Here is a 15,759-nt window from a genome sequence, read left to right on the forward strand (position 1 = left end):
TCAGGACAGCACCCAATGCATGCGGCAAGCAATTCAAACCAGCAGTTTAGTGCCGGTTTTTCAAAGTTCAGGCTGTTAGTCAGCATTTTATTGCCGGTTATTGACCCGGGGACTATTCTAATCAGCATTGCAGTACTGATTAGGAGATTGACATGCCGCTCAAGCTCGTCATTCAAGCTTTTTTTGAGGGCACATGGGCCGACGCGGCCACGCTTACGTTTGAGAACCCTGAGCGTGTTGCTGAGGGTGCGTGCCTGGTGGCCTATGACGACGACTACATCATCGCAAACTTTGATTGCATGGAAGATCGTTGCGAACGGGCGCTGAGCGTTGGCCTGCCCTTGAATTGGGATCACCACCGCGGGAAAGGCTATCCGGCATTTCTATACGACCTCATTCCTTCTGGCGCTGCCAAAGAGTCCCTTGAATCGCGTTACGCGCGATCCAAACCCGAAGGTATGGAAATGGGGCTGTACCTTTTGGAGCGTTTCACGCCGGCCCCCGTCGGGCATCTGCGTATCAAGGAGTCGGTAGAGGATCTCCAGCCGGGTCGACAAGAGGCATTCGCGCGCCTTGAAGTCGTGAACAGGACGCATGAGTTTCTGGAGTACGCCTTTGAAACCGGTGCGGCGTTGGGTGGCGCTACCGGTGCCAACGGGCAAGCCCCCAAACTGCTTATGACCCAAGCCCACGACGGTGCGCTATACGCTGATGCAATGCTTGCCGATAACCAAGCGCGTCAACACTGGCTGATCAAGTTCGCGCGCAATAAAGGGAGTGAGCGCGATAACGATATCCTGCGCACCGAGTTCCATTACTACAACGCGGTGGCGGCCCTGGGACTTGATACGGTTCCCACTGAGGGCTTGATGCTCGAGGAGGCAGTCAAGCCCAGCCTGTGGATGCCGCGCTTTGATCGCCGAGTCGTGAATGGCGTAGTGGAGCGGGTGCCACTGGAGTCGGTGTATTCAACCTGCGGCATTACCGGTTATGGGCAGGTGATGGCCCATGCTGAAGTCGTTCACCGATTGGTGGAGCTGTGGACCCACAACGGCCAGCAGGATGAGATAGAGGACTTGGTGTTCGAGTACGTACGGCGCGATCTGCTCAATCGCATTCTGGGCAATACCGATAACCACGGACGAAACATCTCCATCATCCGTGAAAATGGAAAGTTTCGTTTGGCCCCGATCTATGACCTTGCGCCAATGATCCTTGACGAAGAGGGCGTCACACGGACGACGAAGTGGGTGGCCGAGCGCAAGGGTTCCTCCAACTGGAGGGACAATTGCGCTGAACTGGCCGGTTACACCGATCCCGATGTGCTGCTGCAACGGTTGATGAATGCGGCTGATGGCTTCAGGGCGTTGCCCGATCTGCTGACGGGTGTCCCCGAGTCGGTACGCAATGCAGCCTCTTTGCCGGTCAATGACCTGGACAAGCGACTCGCACAGTGGGGGTTGAGATGAAAAAATTACAGCCCGAACAGCGTGCTCAGCTTGTGGAGGAGATCGCCCAGCGCAACGCCTTGGGGCTTGATTCGATCGGAGCATCCATCCGCCGCTTGCGGCTCGAAGTCACCGGTCTGGATCAAGAGACCTTTGCAACGATGTGCAAGATGTCCACGAAAAGCTTGTATGAACTCGAAAGTGGGAAATCCAACCCCAAACTCGGCACCCTGGAGGCTGTGCTGCGTCTTTTTGGGCTGCGGATGGGTATTGTGCTCAATCCCCGGGGGGGAATTAACCCGGTGTCGTTGACCGATACACCCGCCCAGGCTGAACCGAAACGAGGAAGAAGCCCTGCGGCAGCTAAGGCAAAACGGGGAGGATCCAAGCAGGAAACGCCCAAATTGCCGTCACGCGACGACGGACAGTGAAAGGGCGGTAGCTGAGCGTGCGAGAGGCGCGCTGACGACCGCCTGGATGATCTTGCGATGGTGCGGGGATCGTTTCGCCAGTGCATGGAGGCTCGGGCAGTGCTGCTACCGGACGTTCTGGGCCACCCAGGGCATTCGCCTCCTCCAGCAATAGCGTGCGTCAGTAGCTCACCACTACGCCCATCGACGCGTGCACCCGCTACGCAAGTAGCATTCGAACCCTGGCCCATGCTTCGTACACTCACCGCTCAGCCAGCCCTTGCCGGAGACCCCGATGCAGCAGGCACATAACGAGGGCGTGGTCAGCGCCATGTCCCAGGCCAGCGATGCACGCGTGGCGGCTCAGGAACTGGCGCGGCAACTGCTGCATCCGCACTTGGGCTTCGTGCTGTTCTTCTGCACCGCCGAGTACGACCTGCAGGCCTTGGGCCAGGCCCTTGAACAAGGCTTTGGCGGCATCCCGCTGGTCGGGTGCACCAGTGCGGGGGAAATCACGCCGCTGGGTTATGGGCGCAGTTGCGTGACGGCCGTAGGTTTTGATCACCGGCATTTTTCCATCGCCACCGAACTGATCGACGAAATGGAGCGTTTCAGCCTGATCGACGCCCAGCAGATGGTCGAGCGGTTGGTCGGCAGCTGTCGCGGCAACGCCTTGGCCCAGATCAAAGGACACAGCTTCGCCTTGACCTTGCTCGATGGCTTGTCCAGCCGTGAAGAGACGGTGCTGGCGGCCCTGAGCGCAGCGTTGGGCGATATCCCGCATTTTGGCGGCTCGGCCGGGGACGACAACTACCTGACACGGACCCACGTCTTCTATGGCGGGGCGTTTCACCACGGTGCTGCCGTGGTGGTGCTGGTCAATACCTGGCTGGACTTCGAAGTGTTCACCACCCACCACCTTGAGCCACGGCAGGAAAAACTGGTGGTCACCGGCGCCGACAGCGCCCAGCGACGGGTGTATGAGCTCAATGCCGAGCCTGCGGCCGAAGAATATGCACGCCATATCGGGGTGCCCGTCAGCGCCCTGGACCACAGGCTGTTTGCCGCACACCCGCTGGCCGTGCGCATGCACAACCGGTACTACGTGCGGGCCATCCAGCAGGTGCATGCCGATCTGAGCCTGAGCTTCTACTGTGCGGTAGAGAACGGCATTGTGCTCACGCCCATGACACCCGGCCCGTTGCTGCCGAACCTGCAGCAGCTGTTCGATGGCCTGCAGCAACGCCTGGGTCCGCTGATGCTCACCATCGGTTGCGACTGTTTTTTGCGCCGCTTGGAGCTGGAGACCCAGCAAGGCCTGGCGGCGGTGGGTGATTTTCTGCGCGAGCAGCGGGTGATGGGCTTCAACACCTATGGAGAACAGTTCAATGGTATGCACATCAACCAGACCTTCACCGGGGTTGCCATTGCCCGCAACCGAACCCGCCCCGGGCAATGACGTGCAGGCCGAACTGGCGCAGCTTCGCTATGAAAACCGCAAGCTGCAACGGATCAACGCCGCGCTGATCGAGCGCATCGAGTCGGGTGTCACGCGCGGCAGCGATCCCTATGCGGCCTTCCAGCATTCGGTGGTGCTGGCCGAGCAGGTGCGCGAGCGCACTGATGCGTTGAACCAGGCCATGGCCGAACTCAAGGCGGGCAACCAACTGCTCAGCGAAGCGCGTCTGCGCGCTGAAACCGCGCACCAGCACCTGATCGATGCCATCGAAAGCATTTCCGACGCGTTCATCCTGTTCGACCGAAACCTGCGCATGGTGCTGTGCAACAGCCGCTTCAAGGCTTTCTGGGAGAACCGCCGCGTGCGCATCATTCCCGGCATGCGCCTGGTCGACGTGCGCAAGCTGATGACCAGCAGCGGCCTGTTCAGCGAGGATCCGCGCGCCCCTGCCGACGAACATCTGTTGTACCGACAGCACAATGGCCGCTGGCTGCAGGTCAACGAGCGCCCCACCTGCGAGGGTGGCCGGGTGATCCTGTTCACCGACATCACCGAGGTCAAACTCAGCGAAACCCTGCGCAGGGAACAGGCGGTGGCGCAGAAATCGCACCTGTTGCAGCGGGCGGTGGACAACCTGTCCCAAGGCGTGGCCATGGTCAACGCGGACGGTGTCCTGGAGTTGTGGAACCGCCGGTTCCTGGAGCTGAGCGGGCTGGCCCCGGTCGCTGCGCACCGTCCCTTCGCCGACGTGATTGCCGACAGCGAGCTGCGTTTGCTCACGCCCGAAAGCCGCGACGACAACGGGCGTATGGTGCACGAGTGCGAGCAACGCCTGTTCGACGGGCGCATGCTGGAGATCCGCACGCATCCACTGCCCACTGGCGGATTCGTCAACACGTTTACCGATATCACCGAACGCTACCTGCATGCCGAGGCCCTCAGCGAAAGCGAGCGCTGGATCCGGCTGATCACTGACCATGTGCCGGCACTGATCGCCTACCTCAATGCCGACCTGGTGTATGAGTTCACCAACAAGGTCTATGAGCAATGGTATTGCTGGCCCAGTGGGCTGATGCTGGGCCAGAGCCTGCGCCAGGCCCATAGCGAGCAGCATTATCAGCGCCTTGAAGCCTATGTGGCGCGGGCGCTGGCAGGGGAGAGCGTCACGTTCGAATTTCCGGAAACCAACATCAACGGCCAGGAGCGCCACATGCTGCGCTCCTATGTGCCCAATCGGCTGGCCTCTGGCGAGGTGGTCGGTATCTTCGTGTTGATCCGTGACATCACCGAACGGCGCAACACCGCCCAGGCGCTGCACCAGGCTTATCAGCACCTGGAGCTGCGGGTCCGTGAGCGTACGGCCGAGTTGACCAGCCTCAACGAACAGTTGTTACGGGAGATCGAAGAACGGCGACGTGCCGAGGCGCGTTTGCGCGAGGCCAAGCACGAGGCTGACCAGGCCAACCTGTCCAAGACCAAGTTCCTTGCCGCGGTCAGCCATGACCTGCTGCAGCCACTGAACGCGGCGCGCTTGTTCACCAGCGCCTTGCTCGAGCGCCGCGATCCGCTGGCCAGTGCACAGCTGGTGCGTAATGTCAGTAACTCCCTGGAAGACGTCGAGAACCTGCTGGGAACGCTGGTGGACATCTCCAAGCTCGATGCCGGCGTCATCACAGCCGACGTGGCACCCTTCGCCCTGGCGGAACTGATGGACAACCTGGCGGCAGAGTATGCCCACGTCGCCCGCAGCGAAGGGCTGGCCCTGCACTTCGTAAGCTGCTCGGTCGTGGTGCGCAGCGATATCCAGCTGCTGGCGCGGATCCTGCGCAACTTGCTCAGCAACGCCATCCGCTATACCCCCAGCGGGCGCGTGGCGCTGGGCTGTCGCCGCCAGGCAGGTTGCGTGCGCATCGAGGTGTGGGATACCGGTATCGGCATTGCCGAGGAGCATCTGGAGGAAATGTTCCAGGAATTCAAGCGTGGCGCCGTGCAGCGGCCGGATCAGGATCGCGGCCTGGGCCTGGGGCTTGCCATCGTCGAGAAGATTGCCGGCATCCTCGGCCACCGTATTGCCGTGCGCTCCTGGCCCGGCAAGGGGTCAGTATTCGCCGTGGAAGTGCCGATGAGCACCGCCGTCCCGATTGCACGGCCCGAGCATGCCGTATGCCAGCCGATGCTCGAGTGCCTGCGTGGGGCCCGGGTGTGGGTGCTGGACAACGACGCTGCCATCTGTGCCGGCATGCGCACACTGCTCGAAGGCTGGGGCTGTTGCGTGACCACGGCACTGTCGGAGCAGGACCTGGCCCGTCAGGTGGAGAACTACCACGCCGATGCCGACCTGCTGATTGCCGACTATCACCTCGATGACGACTGCACTGGCGTCGACGCCGTGGCACGTATCAATGCCCGCCGTGCCCGGCCGCTGCCTGCGCTGATGATCACCGCCAACTACAGCAATGAACTCAAGCAACAGATCCGTGAGCGAGGCCATACGCTGATGCACAAGCCCGTACGGCCCATGAAACTCAAGACCGCCATGAGCCACTTGCTGGCCTCCCGGGCCCCTTGGGGGTCAGCGCCGTAGATAGTCAGCGAAGTCGATGTCGCCGGCGCTGAGGATGGCCTGCACCCGGTTGTGCACGTTCAGCTTGCGCAGGATGGCCGAGACGTGGGCCTTGACGGTGGTTTCGGCGATGTCCAAGGCATAAGCGATCTGTTTGTTCGATTCGCCCTTGGTCATGCGTTCGAGCACCAGCAACTGCTTGCGCGTCAGGGCCTGGAGCATTTCCGGCGGGAAGCTTGGGGCATCGCTCAGGCGGCGGCTGCTGCTTTTCTGCGCGCGGATGATATCCGGCGGCAGGTACACGTTGCCGTTGAGGATCTGCTCGATCGCCTCGATCATCTGCGCGCGCGGCGAGGACTTGGTGATGAAGCCCACCGCACCGTAGGTGATGGCTTGCAGCACCACCTGCTTCTCCTGCTCGGCCGAGACGATCACCACCGGGGTGGTAGGTGCCTCGTTGCGCAAGGTGATCAGCCCGTTCAGGCCATGCATGCCCGGCATGTTCAGGTCGAGCAGGATCAGGTCGAGGTCGTCATGGTCCTGGGTCAGCGTCAGCGCACTGTCCAGGTCGGCGGTTTCCATGATTTCACTGCCCTGAAACCCGTCACTGATGACGTTGTGGATCGCTTCGCGAAACAGCGGGTGATCGTCGGCAATCAAGATTTTGTACATGGCCTTTTCACCTTGTTCTTGTTTGAATAATTAAGCGCGCAGGGGCAAGCAAGCTGTCAGGGAAACGCTGCTGGCTGGGCCGTCTGCACGGGCAGGTCGGCCTGCTGCCAGGCGTCTAGCCCGTCGCGGTACCAGTAGAGGTTGGTGTAGCCCAGGTGTGCTGCGCGTTTTACCGCGTTCCAGCTCAACCAGCAATCGGACCGACAATAGAAGACGACAGGGTAATGAGGCTGCCCCCCTGTGGCCTGACGCAGGTGATGCTCGAAGTAACCTTGCCAGGCAGGGCTGAGCACGCCGTCGCCGGTGTTGGGCAGCCACAGGCTGCCAGGCAGGTTGGCGTGGGGCTCGTCTTCGATGAAGCGTTCATGCAGCCACTGGCGGCGGTAGACGTCGATCAGGACAGGGGCCGGATGCCCCCGCATCATCGATTGCAGCGCGGCAGTGTCTATCACCTTGCCACCTTCGACCTGCGGCGGGGTCGGGCTGCGGTACAGCGTGGCGCGGTAGCCATCTGGCGTGAACGTCGGTGGGGCGGCGGCCTGGGCATGGCCCAGCAGAAGGCTCAGCGAGGCGGCGGCCAGCAAGCACAGGGGCAGCCTTTGGAGGGCACGTGGCATGGTCTGTTCCTTCTTGTTATAAGCGCATTACATGCCAGTGCCACGGCTTTGTGAATGCGACCATAGACACCCTGGGCAGTACCAAAGTAGTAGAGGCGAGCCTCCCCTGCAGCGCACGGTCCACCGGGGCACCTCACCGTGGTTTGCGCAGGGCGGCGTGCTGCGGGTTGAAGGTGACGATAGCCAGCAGCGTGAACAGCATGCTCAGCGTCAGGCATACCGCCAGCGCCAGGAGGCTCAGCCGCTCGTAGAGCGCGAAGCGCACCAGCTCGACGGCGTGGGTGAACGGGTTGACCGCACACAGCCAGTAAAGCCACTGGCTGGCCTCCTGCATTTTCCAAAGCGGATAGAGCGCCGACGACAGAAAGAACAAGGGGAAGATCACGAAATTCATCACCCCGGCAAAATTCTCCAGTTGGCGGATGGCATTGGACAGCAACAGCCCCAGTGCGCTGAGCATGAACCCCACGAGCAGTACCGCGGGCAGGGCCAGCCCCAGGCCGCCGACCGGGGGCTGAATGCCGTAAAGCCAAGCGATGGCGATGAAGATGTACACCTGTAGCACAGAGATAAGCGACGTCGCCAAAAGCTTGCTGCACAACAGAAAGGCCCTGGGCAGCGGGCTGGTCAGCAGCACCCGCATACTGCCCATCTCCCGGTCGTAGACCATCGATAGCGAACCTTGCATGCCATTGAACAGCAGGATCATGCAGGCCAGGCCCGGCACGATGTAGACCTCGTAGGGAATGTAGCTGTCGTATGGCTCGATGATGGCGATGCCCAGTGCAGCACGAAACCCGGCAGCGAACACCACCAGCCACAACAAGGGGCGCACCAGTGCGCTGATCAGACGCGTGCGTTGGCGCACGAACCGCAGGGCTTCACGCATGAGGATGCCGCTAAAGCAGTACCAGTAGGCGTTCATCAGGCGGGCGCTCCAGCCGTGTTACACGTGTGATAGGCGAACGTACGGCCCAGATCGCCGCCGTGGGGCTGCATCATGGCCTCGGCAGGCCCATTTGCCACCACCCGACCCTGGTGCAGGATGACCAGGTCATCGGTCGCCTGCACTTCATCGAGTAGGTGAGTGGTCCACAGCACGCTCAAGCGCCGATCGCTGTGGCACAAGCTACGCACGTGCTGGTTGAGTGCTTGCCGGCTGGGCGGATCCAGGCCAACGCTGGCTTCGTCGAGTAGCAACAGGCGGGGCCCGTGCAGCAGTGCCCGGGCGATTTCGACGCGGCGCCTGTGCCCAACATTGAGTTCGCGCACGGGGTCACGGCGCCGCTCTCCCAGCCCTTGGCGGGCCAGTTCGGCGTCCACGCGGCGCTGGGCCTCCCGCCGGGGCATCCCATGCAGCGCTGCGTGATAGCGCAGGTTCTGTTCCACGCTAAGGTCCAGGTCCAGCGTGCTCTGCTGAAACACGACGCCCAGCTGCCCTAGCGCTGCCCGAGGCTGACGGCGCAGCGAATAACCCAAGACCTGGATATCGCCGTGCTGCACGTCATACAGGCAGGTCATCAAGGCAATCAAGGTCGACTTGCCGGCGCCGTTCGGCCCCAGCAAGGCGGTGAAGTGGCCGGGCGTCAGGCTGAAGGTCACGTCCCTGAGTGCCGCGCGCTGACCATAGGCGAAACTGACCCCATCAATGTGCAGCGCGTTCATGGCGTGACCACCACACCCCATGGATAGCGGCCGACCTTGATCGATTTGAGCACCTTGAGGCTGGCCACGTCGATCACCGACACGTCGCCGCTCACGCCATTGGTGGCCAGCAGTTGCTGCTGGTCTGGGGTGAAGGCCAGCTGCCAGACGCGACGCCCCACCAGCAGGTAGTCCAGCACTTCGAATGTCCTGGCATCGACCACCGCCACATGATTGGCCGGGCCCAGTGCCACGAACGCGTACTTGCCATCGGCGCTGAGCTTGATGCCCACTGGCTGGACTTTGTCAGGGTGCACGCCCTTGATGGCGAAGTTCAGGGTCTTGAGCACCTTACGCGAAGCCACGTCCAGGATGGTGACCGTGCCGCCGATTTCTGCCGACGCCCACAGGTGCTTGCCATCCTGGCTGAATTCCACGAAACGGGGGCGCTGGTCCACCGGGGTGCTGTCGGCCAAGGTCTGGGTCTGGGTGTCGATCCAGTGCAGCATGTTGGTGGTTTCGCTGGTGTTGACCGCCCATTTGCCATCCGGGCTCACGGCCATGCCCTCAGGTTCGATGCCCACATCCACCTGGGCCAGCACCGTGTCGCTAACGGTGTCGATGACCGTGACCAGGGCATCGTCTTCGTTTGACACGTACAACCAACGGTCGTTGGGATGCAGGGCGAATTGCTCGGGGTCTTTGCCTGACGGGAGTTCCTTGACGAGGGTGCGGCTGGCCACGTCCATCACCTGCACCCGATCCGAATCGCTGGCGCAGATGTACAGCAGCTTGTTGTCGTGCGACAGCAGCAGGCCGCGCGGGCGTTGGCCGACGGGCAGGGTGTCGGTCACCGTCAAGGTCTGCAGGTCGATCAGGCTCAGGGTGTTGTCCTTCTCGTTGGACACCCAGGCGGTGGCGGCCAGAGCAGGCTCGCCGGCCAGGGCCAGCACGACCGGCAGAAGACGGGCGCACAGCAGGCAGCGTGATGAGGGGCGGCGGCGCATGACAGGTTCCTTGTTATTGTGTGGGCGTGTCAGGGGTAAGTGCAGGTCACATCGGCCTTGTCGAATCCCAGGCTGTCCATCTCGTTGGAAGGGTGCAGGAAGCCTTCCTGCGGTGAGGTGCTGACCAGGGCTCTGGGCTGCACCAGGGGGATGGGTTGGCGCAGCTCGCCATTCCAGGGCCTGTAGCTGAGCTTGCGCCCCTTGAAACCGTCGAGTGGCAGTTGTTCGCTCACAAGCAGTTGCTGCAAGGCCCTGGGCTTGGCCTCGCGCAGCTTGCTGACGGCCGTGGCGATGCTGCGCACGGCCATCCACGCTGCGAAATCGCGGTCGTTCATCCAACGGCCGGCCTGCGCTTCGAAGCGTTTTTGCAATTGCGCGGCGCCAAACGTTTCTACGGTCTTGTGCCAGCCGGTGGGCGTCAGGCCCTGAGTGCCGGCGACCGGGCGTGGCAACCAGGTCTGGTAGGGCACGTATTCGCCGAAGTCGCCCCGTTCATCAGCCACCAGCACCACGTCGTATTCGCGCGCCTGAGTGAACAGCGGCATGTCGGCCTGGGCGCTGCGGCGCTGGTCGTTGTCGAACGTCCAGCGCTTCTCGGCCACTAGTTGCAGGCCAAAGCGCTTGGCCGCGCGGCGCAGCGCGGCGGCGTAGGCTTCATCGTCCGGGGTCTGCCCGACGATCAGCAACCCGCGCTGCCATTTGCGCAGCACCAGAAACTGCACCAGCGCATCGGCCAGCATCGCCCGCCCAGGCAGGGCGTGCAGCACATTGCCCAGGCACTGCACGCTGCGTATGGCGTCATCCGGGCTGCCGGCATTGAACAGCAGGCTGTCGGGCAGGGCCGCAGACAAGGCCCGCAGGCTGGCGACCGGCGCGTTGATGACGAACAACCGCACGCCGTCCCCATGCTGGGCCTGGGCGGCATGCAGCAGTTGCTCGGCGGAGTCGGCACGTGCGCTGACCAGCGCGAACTGCTGCTTGAGAAACCGCCCGGTGGTATTGCTGTCGGCAACGGCTAACTGTGCCCCTTGCAGGCCGGCATCGTTCGGTTCAGGCCAGATAGTGGACAACAGCGGGCCGCTGTCAGGGCGATAGCTCAGGTAGCCGATACGGATCTGCAAGGGGCTCACGGCCTGTGTGTCGGCCCTTTCGTTCTGAGCCCAGGCCGTCGGCGCAAGCAAGGTCAGCAGGCAAGTCAGGACAAGGTGGGCAGGCTGGCGCATATCGCACTCCACGGCAGATGGCGCCAGCATAGAAAGCCTGCCGGGGCCGGGGAATATGCAGAAAGTAGCGCCCAGCCGCTACCAAGGTAGTAGCGGGTGCGCTGGCGTGGCGCCCTAGGATGGCAGCAGTTGCCCTGGAGCCTGGTCATGCATGCTGTCAATCTGTCTGCCCTCTGGCGTATCAACCTGTGGGTCGCTGGCTGTTTCGCGGTGTTGACCCTGGCCTGCGCGGGGGTCGTGCTGCACCAGGCATCAGCCGATGTGAAGCGGGAGTTGCAGTCGGCCGAAGCGGTGATGGCGTACATGGCCCAAGCCGCCAGCCACGACCCGGCGAGCCTGCAACCTGTGCTGACCGAGCACCTGCGCCACGTGCGCGTGCATTGGCTGAACCCTGGCGAGCCTGAAAAAACGGCGGTGCCGTCCGAGGCCGGGCTCGATGGCTGGTTGGGCACGGTGCTGGCAGGCGAGCACTACGACAGCACCCGTATGCTGGTACTCGATGATGGCCGCCGCGTCGCGTTGAGCGTGGACGCACGCGATGAGGTCGATGAAGTCTGGGACTCGCTGCAACAGCTGCTGGCGGTATGTGCTGTCGCGTTGGCCATGAGCCTGCTGTCCATCAGTTGGGCCGTGCAGCGCGGGCTGCGCCTGCTGGCTGCGCTGCTGCGTGCATTGCGCCAGGTGTCGCAAGGGCAGTTGGACGTGCGTCTGCAAGTGACCGGTGGCCCGCAAGCGCGCCAATTGGCCGGGCACTTCAACCAGATGGCCGCGGCGATCGAGCAGGCCCAGGCCGACAACCAGCAACTGACTGGCGCTTTGCTGGCGGTCCAGGAGCAGGAACGCACGCGGCTGGCTCAGGCGCTGCACGACGACCTGGGCCAGTACGTGGCCGGCATCCGCGCCCAGGTGTGTCTGTTGCAATTGTGTGCCCACCAACCTGAGCAGGTGCGACAAACCACCCAGACGCTGGAGCGCAACTGTGCAGGCTTGCAGTTCGGTTTCCGAGCCTTGATACGGGACTTGTACCCGGTTGCGCTGCAGCACCTGCCCATGGCCGAAGCCCTCGACCAGTTGGTGAGCCAATGGCGTGCCAGCCAGGCCATCGAGTGTCATTTGCGGGTCGGGGCCCAGTTGCCGGCGCTGTCATCTACCCAACGCACGCATCTGTACCGGTTGTTGCAGGAAGCGCTGACCAACGTCGCTCGCCATGCCCACGCCCGTCAGGTGCGGATAAGCCTGCAACGGGGCGCCAACGGGCTGCGCCTTCTGGTTCGCGACGACGGCTGCGGCGCCAGCCAGCCTGGGCGGCCCGGGGTAGGTTTGCATTCAATGGCCGAGCGCGCCCGCAGCCTGGGCGGTGAACTGCGCATTCTCACCCGTCCCGGTGCCGGGTGGGCACTGGCCCTGACGATTCCCCTGGAGGTGTCATGAATATCGTGCTGGTCGACGACCACGCCGTGGTTCGCCAAGGCTACGCCAGCCTGCTGCGCGCCGTGTTGCCATCGATGCAGGTGCGTGAGGCTGCCAGCGGTGAAGAAGCCCTGGCTCGCGTGCAGGAGCAGGTACCGAATCTGGTGATCATGGACTTCGGCCTGCCCGGCATCAGTGGGCTGGAAACCACCCGACGCCTGCGCCAGCGCCTGCCGCAGTTGCGGGTGCTGTTCTTCAGCATGCATGACGAGCTGCCACTGGTACGCCAGGCGCTGGACGCCGGCGCGGCCGGCTATCTGACCAAGAGCTCGGCCCCGCAGGTTCTGGTCGAGGCCGTACAGCGCGTGCTTGCCGGATACGCGTACATCGAGCAGGGGCTGGCTACCCAACTGGCCTGCAGCTCGACGCACGATGCTTGTGATCCCAGGCTGCAACGCCTGACCCAGCGGGAGCTGGAAATCTTCGTGATGCTGGTTCGCGGCACACCGGCCCGGTCGATCGCCGAGCAGCTGTGTATCAGTGCAAAGACCGTCTCCAATCACCTGACCATGCTCAAGAGCAAACTGCAGGTCGGCTCCCATGCTGAACTGGTGCACGTGGGCATCGACCTGGGTCTGGTACGTGTAGCGGGTTAGCCGAGTGCTCGAAGTCAATGTTCCCAGGTGGCTGGGCAGCCGCTGCAGCCTTGCATGTTGGCGTCCTGGAAGTTGCCGTAGTGAAGGCGCGCGCCTTCCAGCTTGGCTTGTTCGAGGTTGCTCTGCCCAAGCTTGGCTTCTTGGAGGTTGGCATCGTTCAGATGCGCGCCGCGCAAGTCGGTCTTGTTCAGCCAGGCCATTTCCAGGTCGGCAGCCTGCAAGTTGGCCTGCTGCATCCTGGCGCCCGAGAGCCGGGCGAATTGCAGGTAGGCAGCGCTCAGGTCGGCGTTGGTGAAGTGGGCGCCTTGGGCAAACAGCCCCCAGCCCTGGATGGCCATCAGCCGTGCACTGCTCAGGTCGGCCAGGCGCAGGTTGCTTTGCTGCAGGCTGGCGCGGGTCAGGTTGGCGCCCTGCAACCGGGCTTTTTCGAGATTGGCCAGGTCCAGCCGGGCGTGGCGCAGGTCGGCATCGCGCAGGTCGGCGCCGGCCAGGTTCATCTTGCGCAGGTCCTGATTGGCCAGCTTGGCGCCCCGCAGGTTGGCGCCGGGGCATTGGCTGGCTTCGGCGATCACGCAGCCGTTGATGCTCAACGGCGTGTCGCCGTCATCGCTATCAGTGGCCAGCGCCAACGCGGGAGTGATGGCCAGCAACAAGGCCAGTGGTAGAAAGGTCATGATCGAGTTCCCTGGACAGGCGCAAAAGGGCGGGGCGCAGCCGGAGCGCGCCCCGCTGTCGGTCAACGTTGAGCAGTCGTGGTGTCCCAACTCGGTATCTTGAACACCCAGAACGAACCGCCCTGGGCCACTGGCTTGGTCAGTTCGGCCATGTCGCCGCCCCACAGCGGCACCGCCCCGCCATAGCCGACAGTGACACCGATGTATTGCTCCCCGTCCTGCTCCCAGGTAATGGGCGGGGAAACGATGCCGCTGCCCGTCTGGAATTTCCAAAGCTCTTTGCCGGTCTTGGCGTCGAAAGCCTTGAAGAAACCGTCACCGGTTCCGGTGAACACCAGGTTGCCCTTGGTCGCCAGCACCCCGGCCCACAGCGGCAGGTGCTCCTTGTGTTCCCACACCAGCTTGCCGGTGGTCGGGTCCATGGCGCGCAGGGTGCCTACGTGGTCGTCGTACATGCGCTTGATGCGAAAGCCCATGCCCAGGTAAGCGGAGCCTTTCTTGTAGTTCACTTCCTCGGTCCAGTATTCCTCTTTCCACTGGTTGCCCGGGATGTAGAAAAGACCGGTGTCCTGGCTGTAGGCCATGGGGTTCCAGTTCTTGCCGCCCAGGAAGGGTGGCGACACTTCCACCGGCTTGCCCTTGGTTTCTCCCGGCAGCGGCTTGGCGGGCCGTTGCCCTGGATTTTCCACGGGACGGCCGGTCTTGAGGTCGATGTGACTGGCCCAGGTGATGTTGTCGACGAAGGGGAAGGCGTTCTGCAGCTTGCCGTCGTTGCGATCGACCACGTAGAAGAAACCGTTGCGGTCGGCATGCCCTGTGGCCTTGATCACCTTGCCTTGCTTGTCCTTGTAGTCGAACAGCACCAGCTCGTTGTTGCCAGAGAAGTCCCAGGCGTCGTTGGGGGTGTGCTGGTAGAACCATTTGACCTCGCCAGTGCTGGGGTCCACGCCCACCTGGCCGGAGGTATAGAGGCTGTCGTAATCGTGCGGGTTGCCGTCCTTGGCGGTGCGTGCCCAGGTGTTCCAGGGGCCTGGGTTGCCGGCACCAACGATGATGGTATTGCTTTGGGCATCGAAGCTTGCACTCTGCCAGGGTGCGCCGCCGCCGTGGCTCCAGGCCTCCACCTTGCCGGTTTCGGTGGTCGGGTCATCCGGCCAGGACGGTGCCTTGACGTTGCCAGTAGGGGTGCTGTCCTTGCCATTGAGGCGGCCCATGTGGCCCTCGACGAAGGGGCGCATCCACACTTCCTCGCCGGTTTCCGGGTCACGGGCGAACAGCTGGCCCACCACGCCGAATTCGTCGCCGGAGCTGCCGTGGATCAGCAGCACCTTGCCGCTGGTCTTGTCCTTGACCAGCACAGGCGCCCCGGTCATGGTGTAGCCGGCGCTGTGGTCGCCGAATTTCTTGTTCCACACCACCTTGCCGGTGTGTTTGTTCAGCGCGATGACCCGGGCGTCCAGCGTGCCAAAGTAGACCTTGTCGCCGTAAATGGCAGCGCCACGGTTTACCACGTCGCAGCACGGGCGAATGTTGTCCGGCAGGCGGTGATTGTAGGTCCACAGGCGTTTGCCGGTCTTGGCATCGAGGGCGAATACCCGCGAGTAGGAGCCGGTGACGTACACCACGCCGTCGCTGACAATAGCCTGAGACTCCTGGCCACGTTGCTTTTCGTCACCAAAGGAGTAAGACCAGGCCGGGGTCAGCTTGAACACGTTCTTGTCGTTGACCTGGGCCAGCGGGCTCCAGCGCTGGGCGTTGGTGCCCATGCCGTATTGCAGGACGTCTCCAGTCGTGAGGTGGTCGTTGGCGATGTCTTCCCAGGTCACGTTCTTGCTGGCAGGTGCCGGGCTTGTGGTTGCCGCCGTGGCCACTGTCCCGGTGGCCAGGCTTGCGGCCAGCAGCAGGGCCTTCACGCTCAGGGCCAGGGGAGACGGGGCGGGTAGCGATCTTGTTGTCATGGTTGCAATTCCCTGTGG

14 protein-coding genes are annotated in these 15,759 nt (G+C 63.1%); 6 read left to right on the forward strand and 8 right to left on the reverse strand.

The features are described 5' to 3' along the window. Positions 1-152: 152 nt before the first annotated feature. The 4 genes from NMB38_RS09395 to nahK all read left to right on the forward strand — a co-directional run bounded on the left by NMB38_RS09395 (position 153) and on the right by nahK (position 5,901). A complete protein-coding gene (locus NMB38_RS09395; RefSeq protein WP_494355014.1) occupies positions 153-1,469 on the forward strand; it encodes a type II toxin-antitoxin system HipA family toxin in 1,317 nt (438 codons plus the stop codon). Next, complete coding sequence (locus tag NMB38_RS09400) at positions 1,466-1,879, forward strand: helix-turn-helix domain-containing protein (protein ID WP_027914765.1); 414 nt, start codon at positions 1,466-1,468, stop codon at positions 1,877-1,879. The genes NMB38_RS09395 and NMB38_RS09400 overlap by 4 nt, the downstream gene beginning before the upstream one ends. A 274-nt stretch (positions 1,880-2,153) precedes the next feature. Beyond that, positions 2,154-3,317, forward strand: coding sequence for a nitric oxide-sensing protein NosP (gene nosP / locus NMB38_RS09405; protein WP_028687015.1), 1,164 nt, complete (start codon positions 2,154-2,156; stop codon positions 3,315-3,317). Continuing rightward, the gene (gene nahK / locus NMB38_RS09410) at positions 3,247-5,901 is read left to right on the forward strand and encodes a hybrid sensor histidine kinase/response regulator NahK/ErcS' (protein WP_088522951.1); all 2,655 of its coding nucleotides are present in this window, start codon (positions 3,247-3,249) and stop codon (positions 5,899-5,901) included. Before nosP ends, nahK begins: the two co-directional genes overlap by 71 nt. Here nahK and NMB38_RS09415 read toward each other — a convergent pair. From NMB38_RS09415 to NMB38_RS09440, 6 genes are all read right to left on the reverse strand, one after another. Next, positions 5,890-6,552, reverse strand: coding sequence for a response regulator transcription factor (locus tag NMB38_RS09415; protein WP_027914768.1), 663 nt, complete (start codon positions 6,550-6,552; stop codon positions 5,890-5,892). The two genes, nahK and NMB38_RS09415, sit on opposite strands and share 12 nt — an antisense overlap. Positions 6,553-6,608: 56 nt before the next feature. Further along, positions 6,609-7,169: a PQQ-dependent catabolism-associated CXXCW motif protein gene (locus NMB38_RS09420; RefSeq protein WP_027914769.1), complete on the reverse strand. Its 561-nt coding sequence runs from the start codon at positions 7,167-7,169 to the stop codon at positions 6,609-6,611. Between the two features lie 133 nt (positions 7,170-7,302). Then, positions 7,303-8,094 carry an ABC transporter permease gene (locus tag NMB38_RS09425; protein WP_027914770.1) on the reverse strand — a complete coding sequence of 264 codons (792 nt, stop codon included), beginning with the start codon at positions 8,092-8,094 and terminating at the stop codon, positions 7,303-7,305. Continuing rightward, positions 8,094-8,834: an ABC transporter ATP-binding protein gene (locus NMB38_RS09430; protein ID WP_027914771.1), complete on the reverse strand. Its 741-nt coding sequence runs from the start codon at positions 8,832-8,834 to the stop codon at positions 8,094-8,096. Before NMB38_RS09430 ends, NMB38_RS09425 begins: the two co-directional genes overlap by 1 nt. Next, complete coding sequence (locus NMB38_RS09435; protein WP_239932101.1) at positions 8,831-9,820, reverse strand: YVTN family beta-propeller repeat protein; 990 nt, start codon at positions 9,818-9,820, stop codon at positions 8,831-8,833. The genes NMB38_RS09430 and NMB38_RS09435 overlap by 4 nt, the downstream gene beginning before the upstream one ends. 29 nt (positions 9,821-9,849) lie before the next feature. Beyond that, entirely contained in the window at positions 9,850-11,043 is a 1,194-nt protein-coding gene (locus tag NMB38_RS09440; protein WP_027914773.1) for an ABC transporter substrate-binding protein, read from the reverse strand. Between the two features lie 147 nt (positions 11,044-11,190). Between NMB38_RS09440 and NMB38_RS09445 the strand changes: the two genes are divergently transcribed. After that, positions 11,191-12,474, forward strand: a complete 1,284-nt coding sequence (locus NMB38_RS09445) for a HAMP domain-containing sensor histidine kinase (protein ID WP_494355015.1) — start codon at positions 11,191-11,193, stop codon at positions 12,472-12,474. Then, complete coding sequence (locus NMB38_RS09450; RefSeq protein ID WP_027914775.1) at positions 12,471-13,109, forward strand: response regulator; 639 nt, start codon at positions 12,471-12,473, stop codon at positions 13,107-13,109. The genes NMB38_RS09445 and NMB38_RS09450 overlap by 4 nt, the downstream gene beginning before the upstream one ends. A gap of 14 nt (positions 13,110-13,123) precedes the next feature. On the opposite strand, the gene NMB38_RS09455 is transcribed toward NMB38_RS09450, so the two are convergent. Further along, on the reverse strand, positions 13,124-13,783 hold the full coding sequence (locus NMB38_RS09455) for a pentapeptide repeat-containing protein (RefSeq protein WP_494355016.1): 660 nt from the start codon (positions 13,781-13,783) through the stop codon (positions 13,124-13,126). A gap of 62 nt (positions 13,784-13,845) precedes the next feature. Then, positions 13,846-15,741 carry a quinoprotein ethanol dehydrogenase gene (exaA, locus tag NMB38_RS09460; RefSeq protein WP_027914777.1) on the reverse strand — a complete coding sequence of 632 codons (1,896 nt, stop codon included), beginning with the start codon at positions 15,739-15,741 and terminating at the stop codon, positions 13,846-13,848. Positions 15,742-15,759 lie beyond the last annotated feature (18 nt).

It is taken from the genome of Pseudomonas sp. FBCC-B35 (assembly GCF_059133755.1).

What these genes read in the sequence shown, in the direction of transcription:
- NMB38_RS09435 (WP_239932101.1), bottom strand. Translation starts at nt 9,820, where the DNA reads ATGCGCCGCCGCCCCTCATCACGCTGCCTGCTGTGCGCCCGTCTTCTG.
- NMB38_RS09445 (WP_494355015.1), top strand. Translation starts at nt 11,191, where the DNA reads ATGCATGCTGTCAATCTGTCTGCCCTCTGGCGTATCAACCTGTGGGTC.
- exaA (WP_027914777.1), bottom strand. Translation starts at nt 15,741, where the DNA reads ATGACAACAAGATCGCTACCCGCCCCGTCTCCCCTGGCCCTGAGCGTG.
- NMB38_RS09400 (WP_027914765.1), top strand. Translation starts at nt 1,466, where the DNA reads ATGAAAAAATTACAGCCCGAACAGCGTGCTCAGCTTGTGGAGGAGATC.
- nahK (WP_088522951.1), top strand. Translation starts at nt 3,247, where the DNA reads ATGGTATGCACATCAACCAGACCTTCACCGGGGTTGCCATTGCCCGCA.
- NMB38_RS09440 (WP_027914773.1), bottom strand. Translation starts at nt 11,043, where the DNA reads ATGCGCCAGCCTGCCCACCTTGTCCTGACTTGCCTGCTGACCTTGCTT.
- NMB38_RS09450 (WP_027914775.1), top strand. Translation starts at nt 12,471, where the DNA reads ATGAATATCGTGCTGGTCGACGACCACGCCGTGGTTCGCCAAGGCTAC.
- nosP (WP_028687015.1), top strand. Translation starts at nt 2,154, where the DNA reads ATGCAGCAGGCACATAACGAGGGCGTGGTCAGCGCCATGTCCCAGGCC.
- NMB38_RS09395 (WP_494355014.1), top strand. Translation starts at nt 153, where the DNA reads ATGCCGCTCAAGCTCGTCATTCAAGCTTTTTTTGAGGGCACATGGGCC.
- NMB38_RS09420 (WP_027914769.1), bottom strand. Translation starts at nt 7,169, where the DNA reads ATGCCACGTGCCCTCCAAAGGCTGCCCCTGTGCTTGCTGGCCGCCGCC.
- NMB38_RS09430 (WP_027914771.1), bottom strand. Translation starts at nt 8,834, where the DNA reads ATGAACGCGCTGCACATTGATGGGGTCAGTTTCGCCTATGGTCAGCGC.
- NMB38_RS09425 (WP_027914770.1), bottom strand. Translation starts at nt 8,094, where the DNA reads ATGAACGCCTACTGGTACTGCTTTAGCGGCATCCTCATGCGTGAAGCC.
- NMB38_RS09415 (WP_027914768.1), bottom strand. Translation starts at nt 6,552, where the DNA reads ATGTACAAAATCTTGATTGCCGACGATCACCCGCTGTTTCGCGAAGCG.
- NMB38_RS09455 (WP_494355016.1), bottom strand. Translation starts at nt 13,783, where the DNA reads ATGACCTTTCTACCACTGGCCTTGTTGCTGGCCATCACTCCCGCGTTG.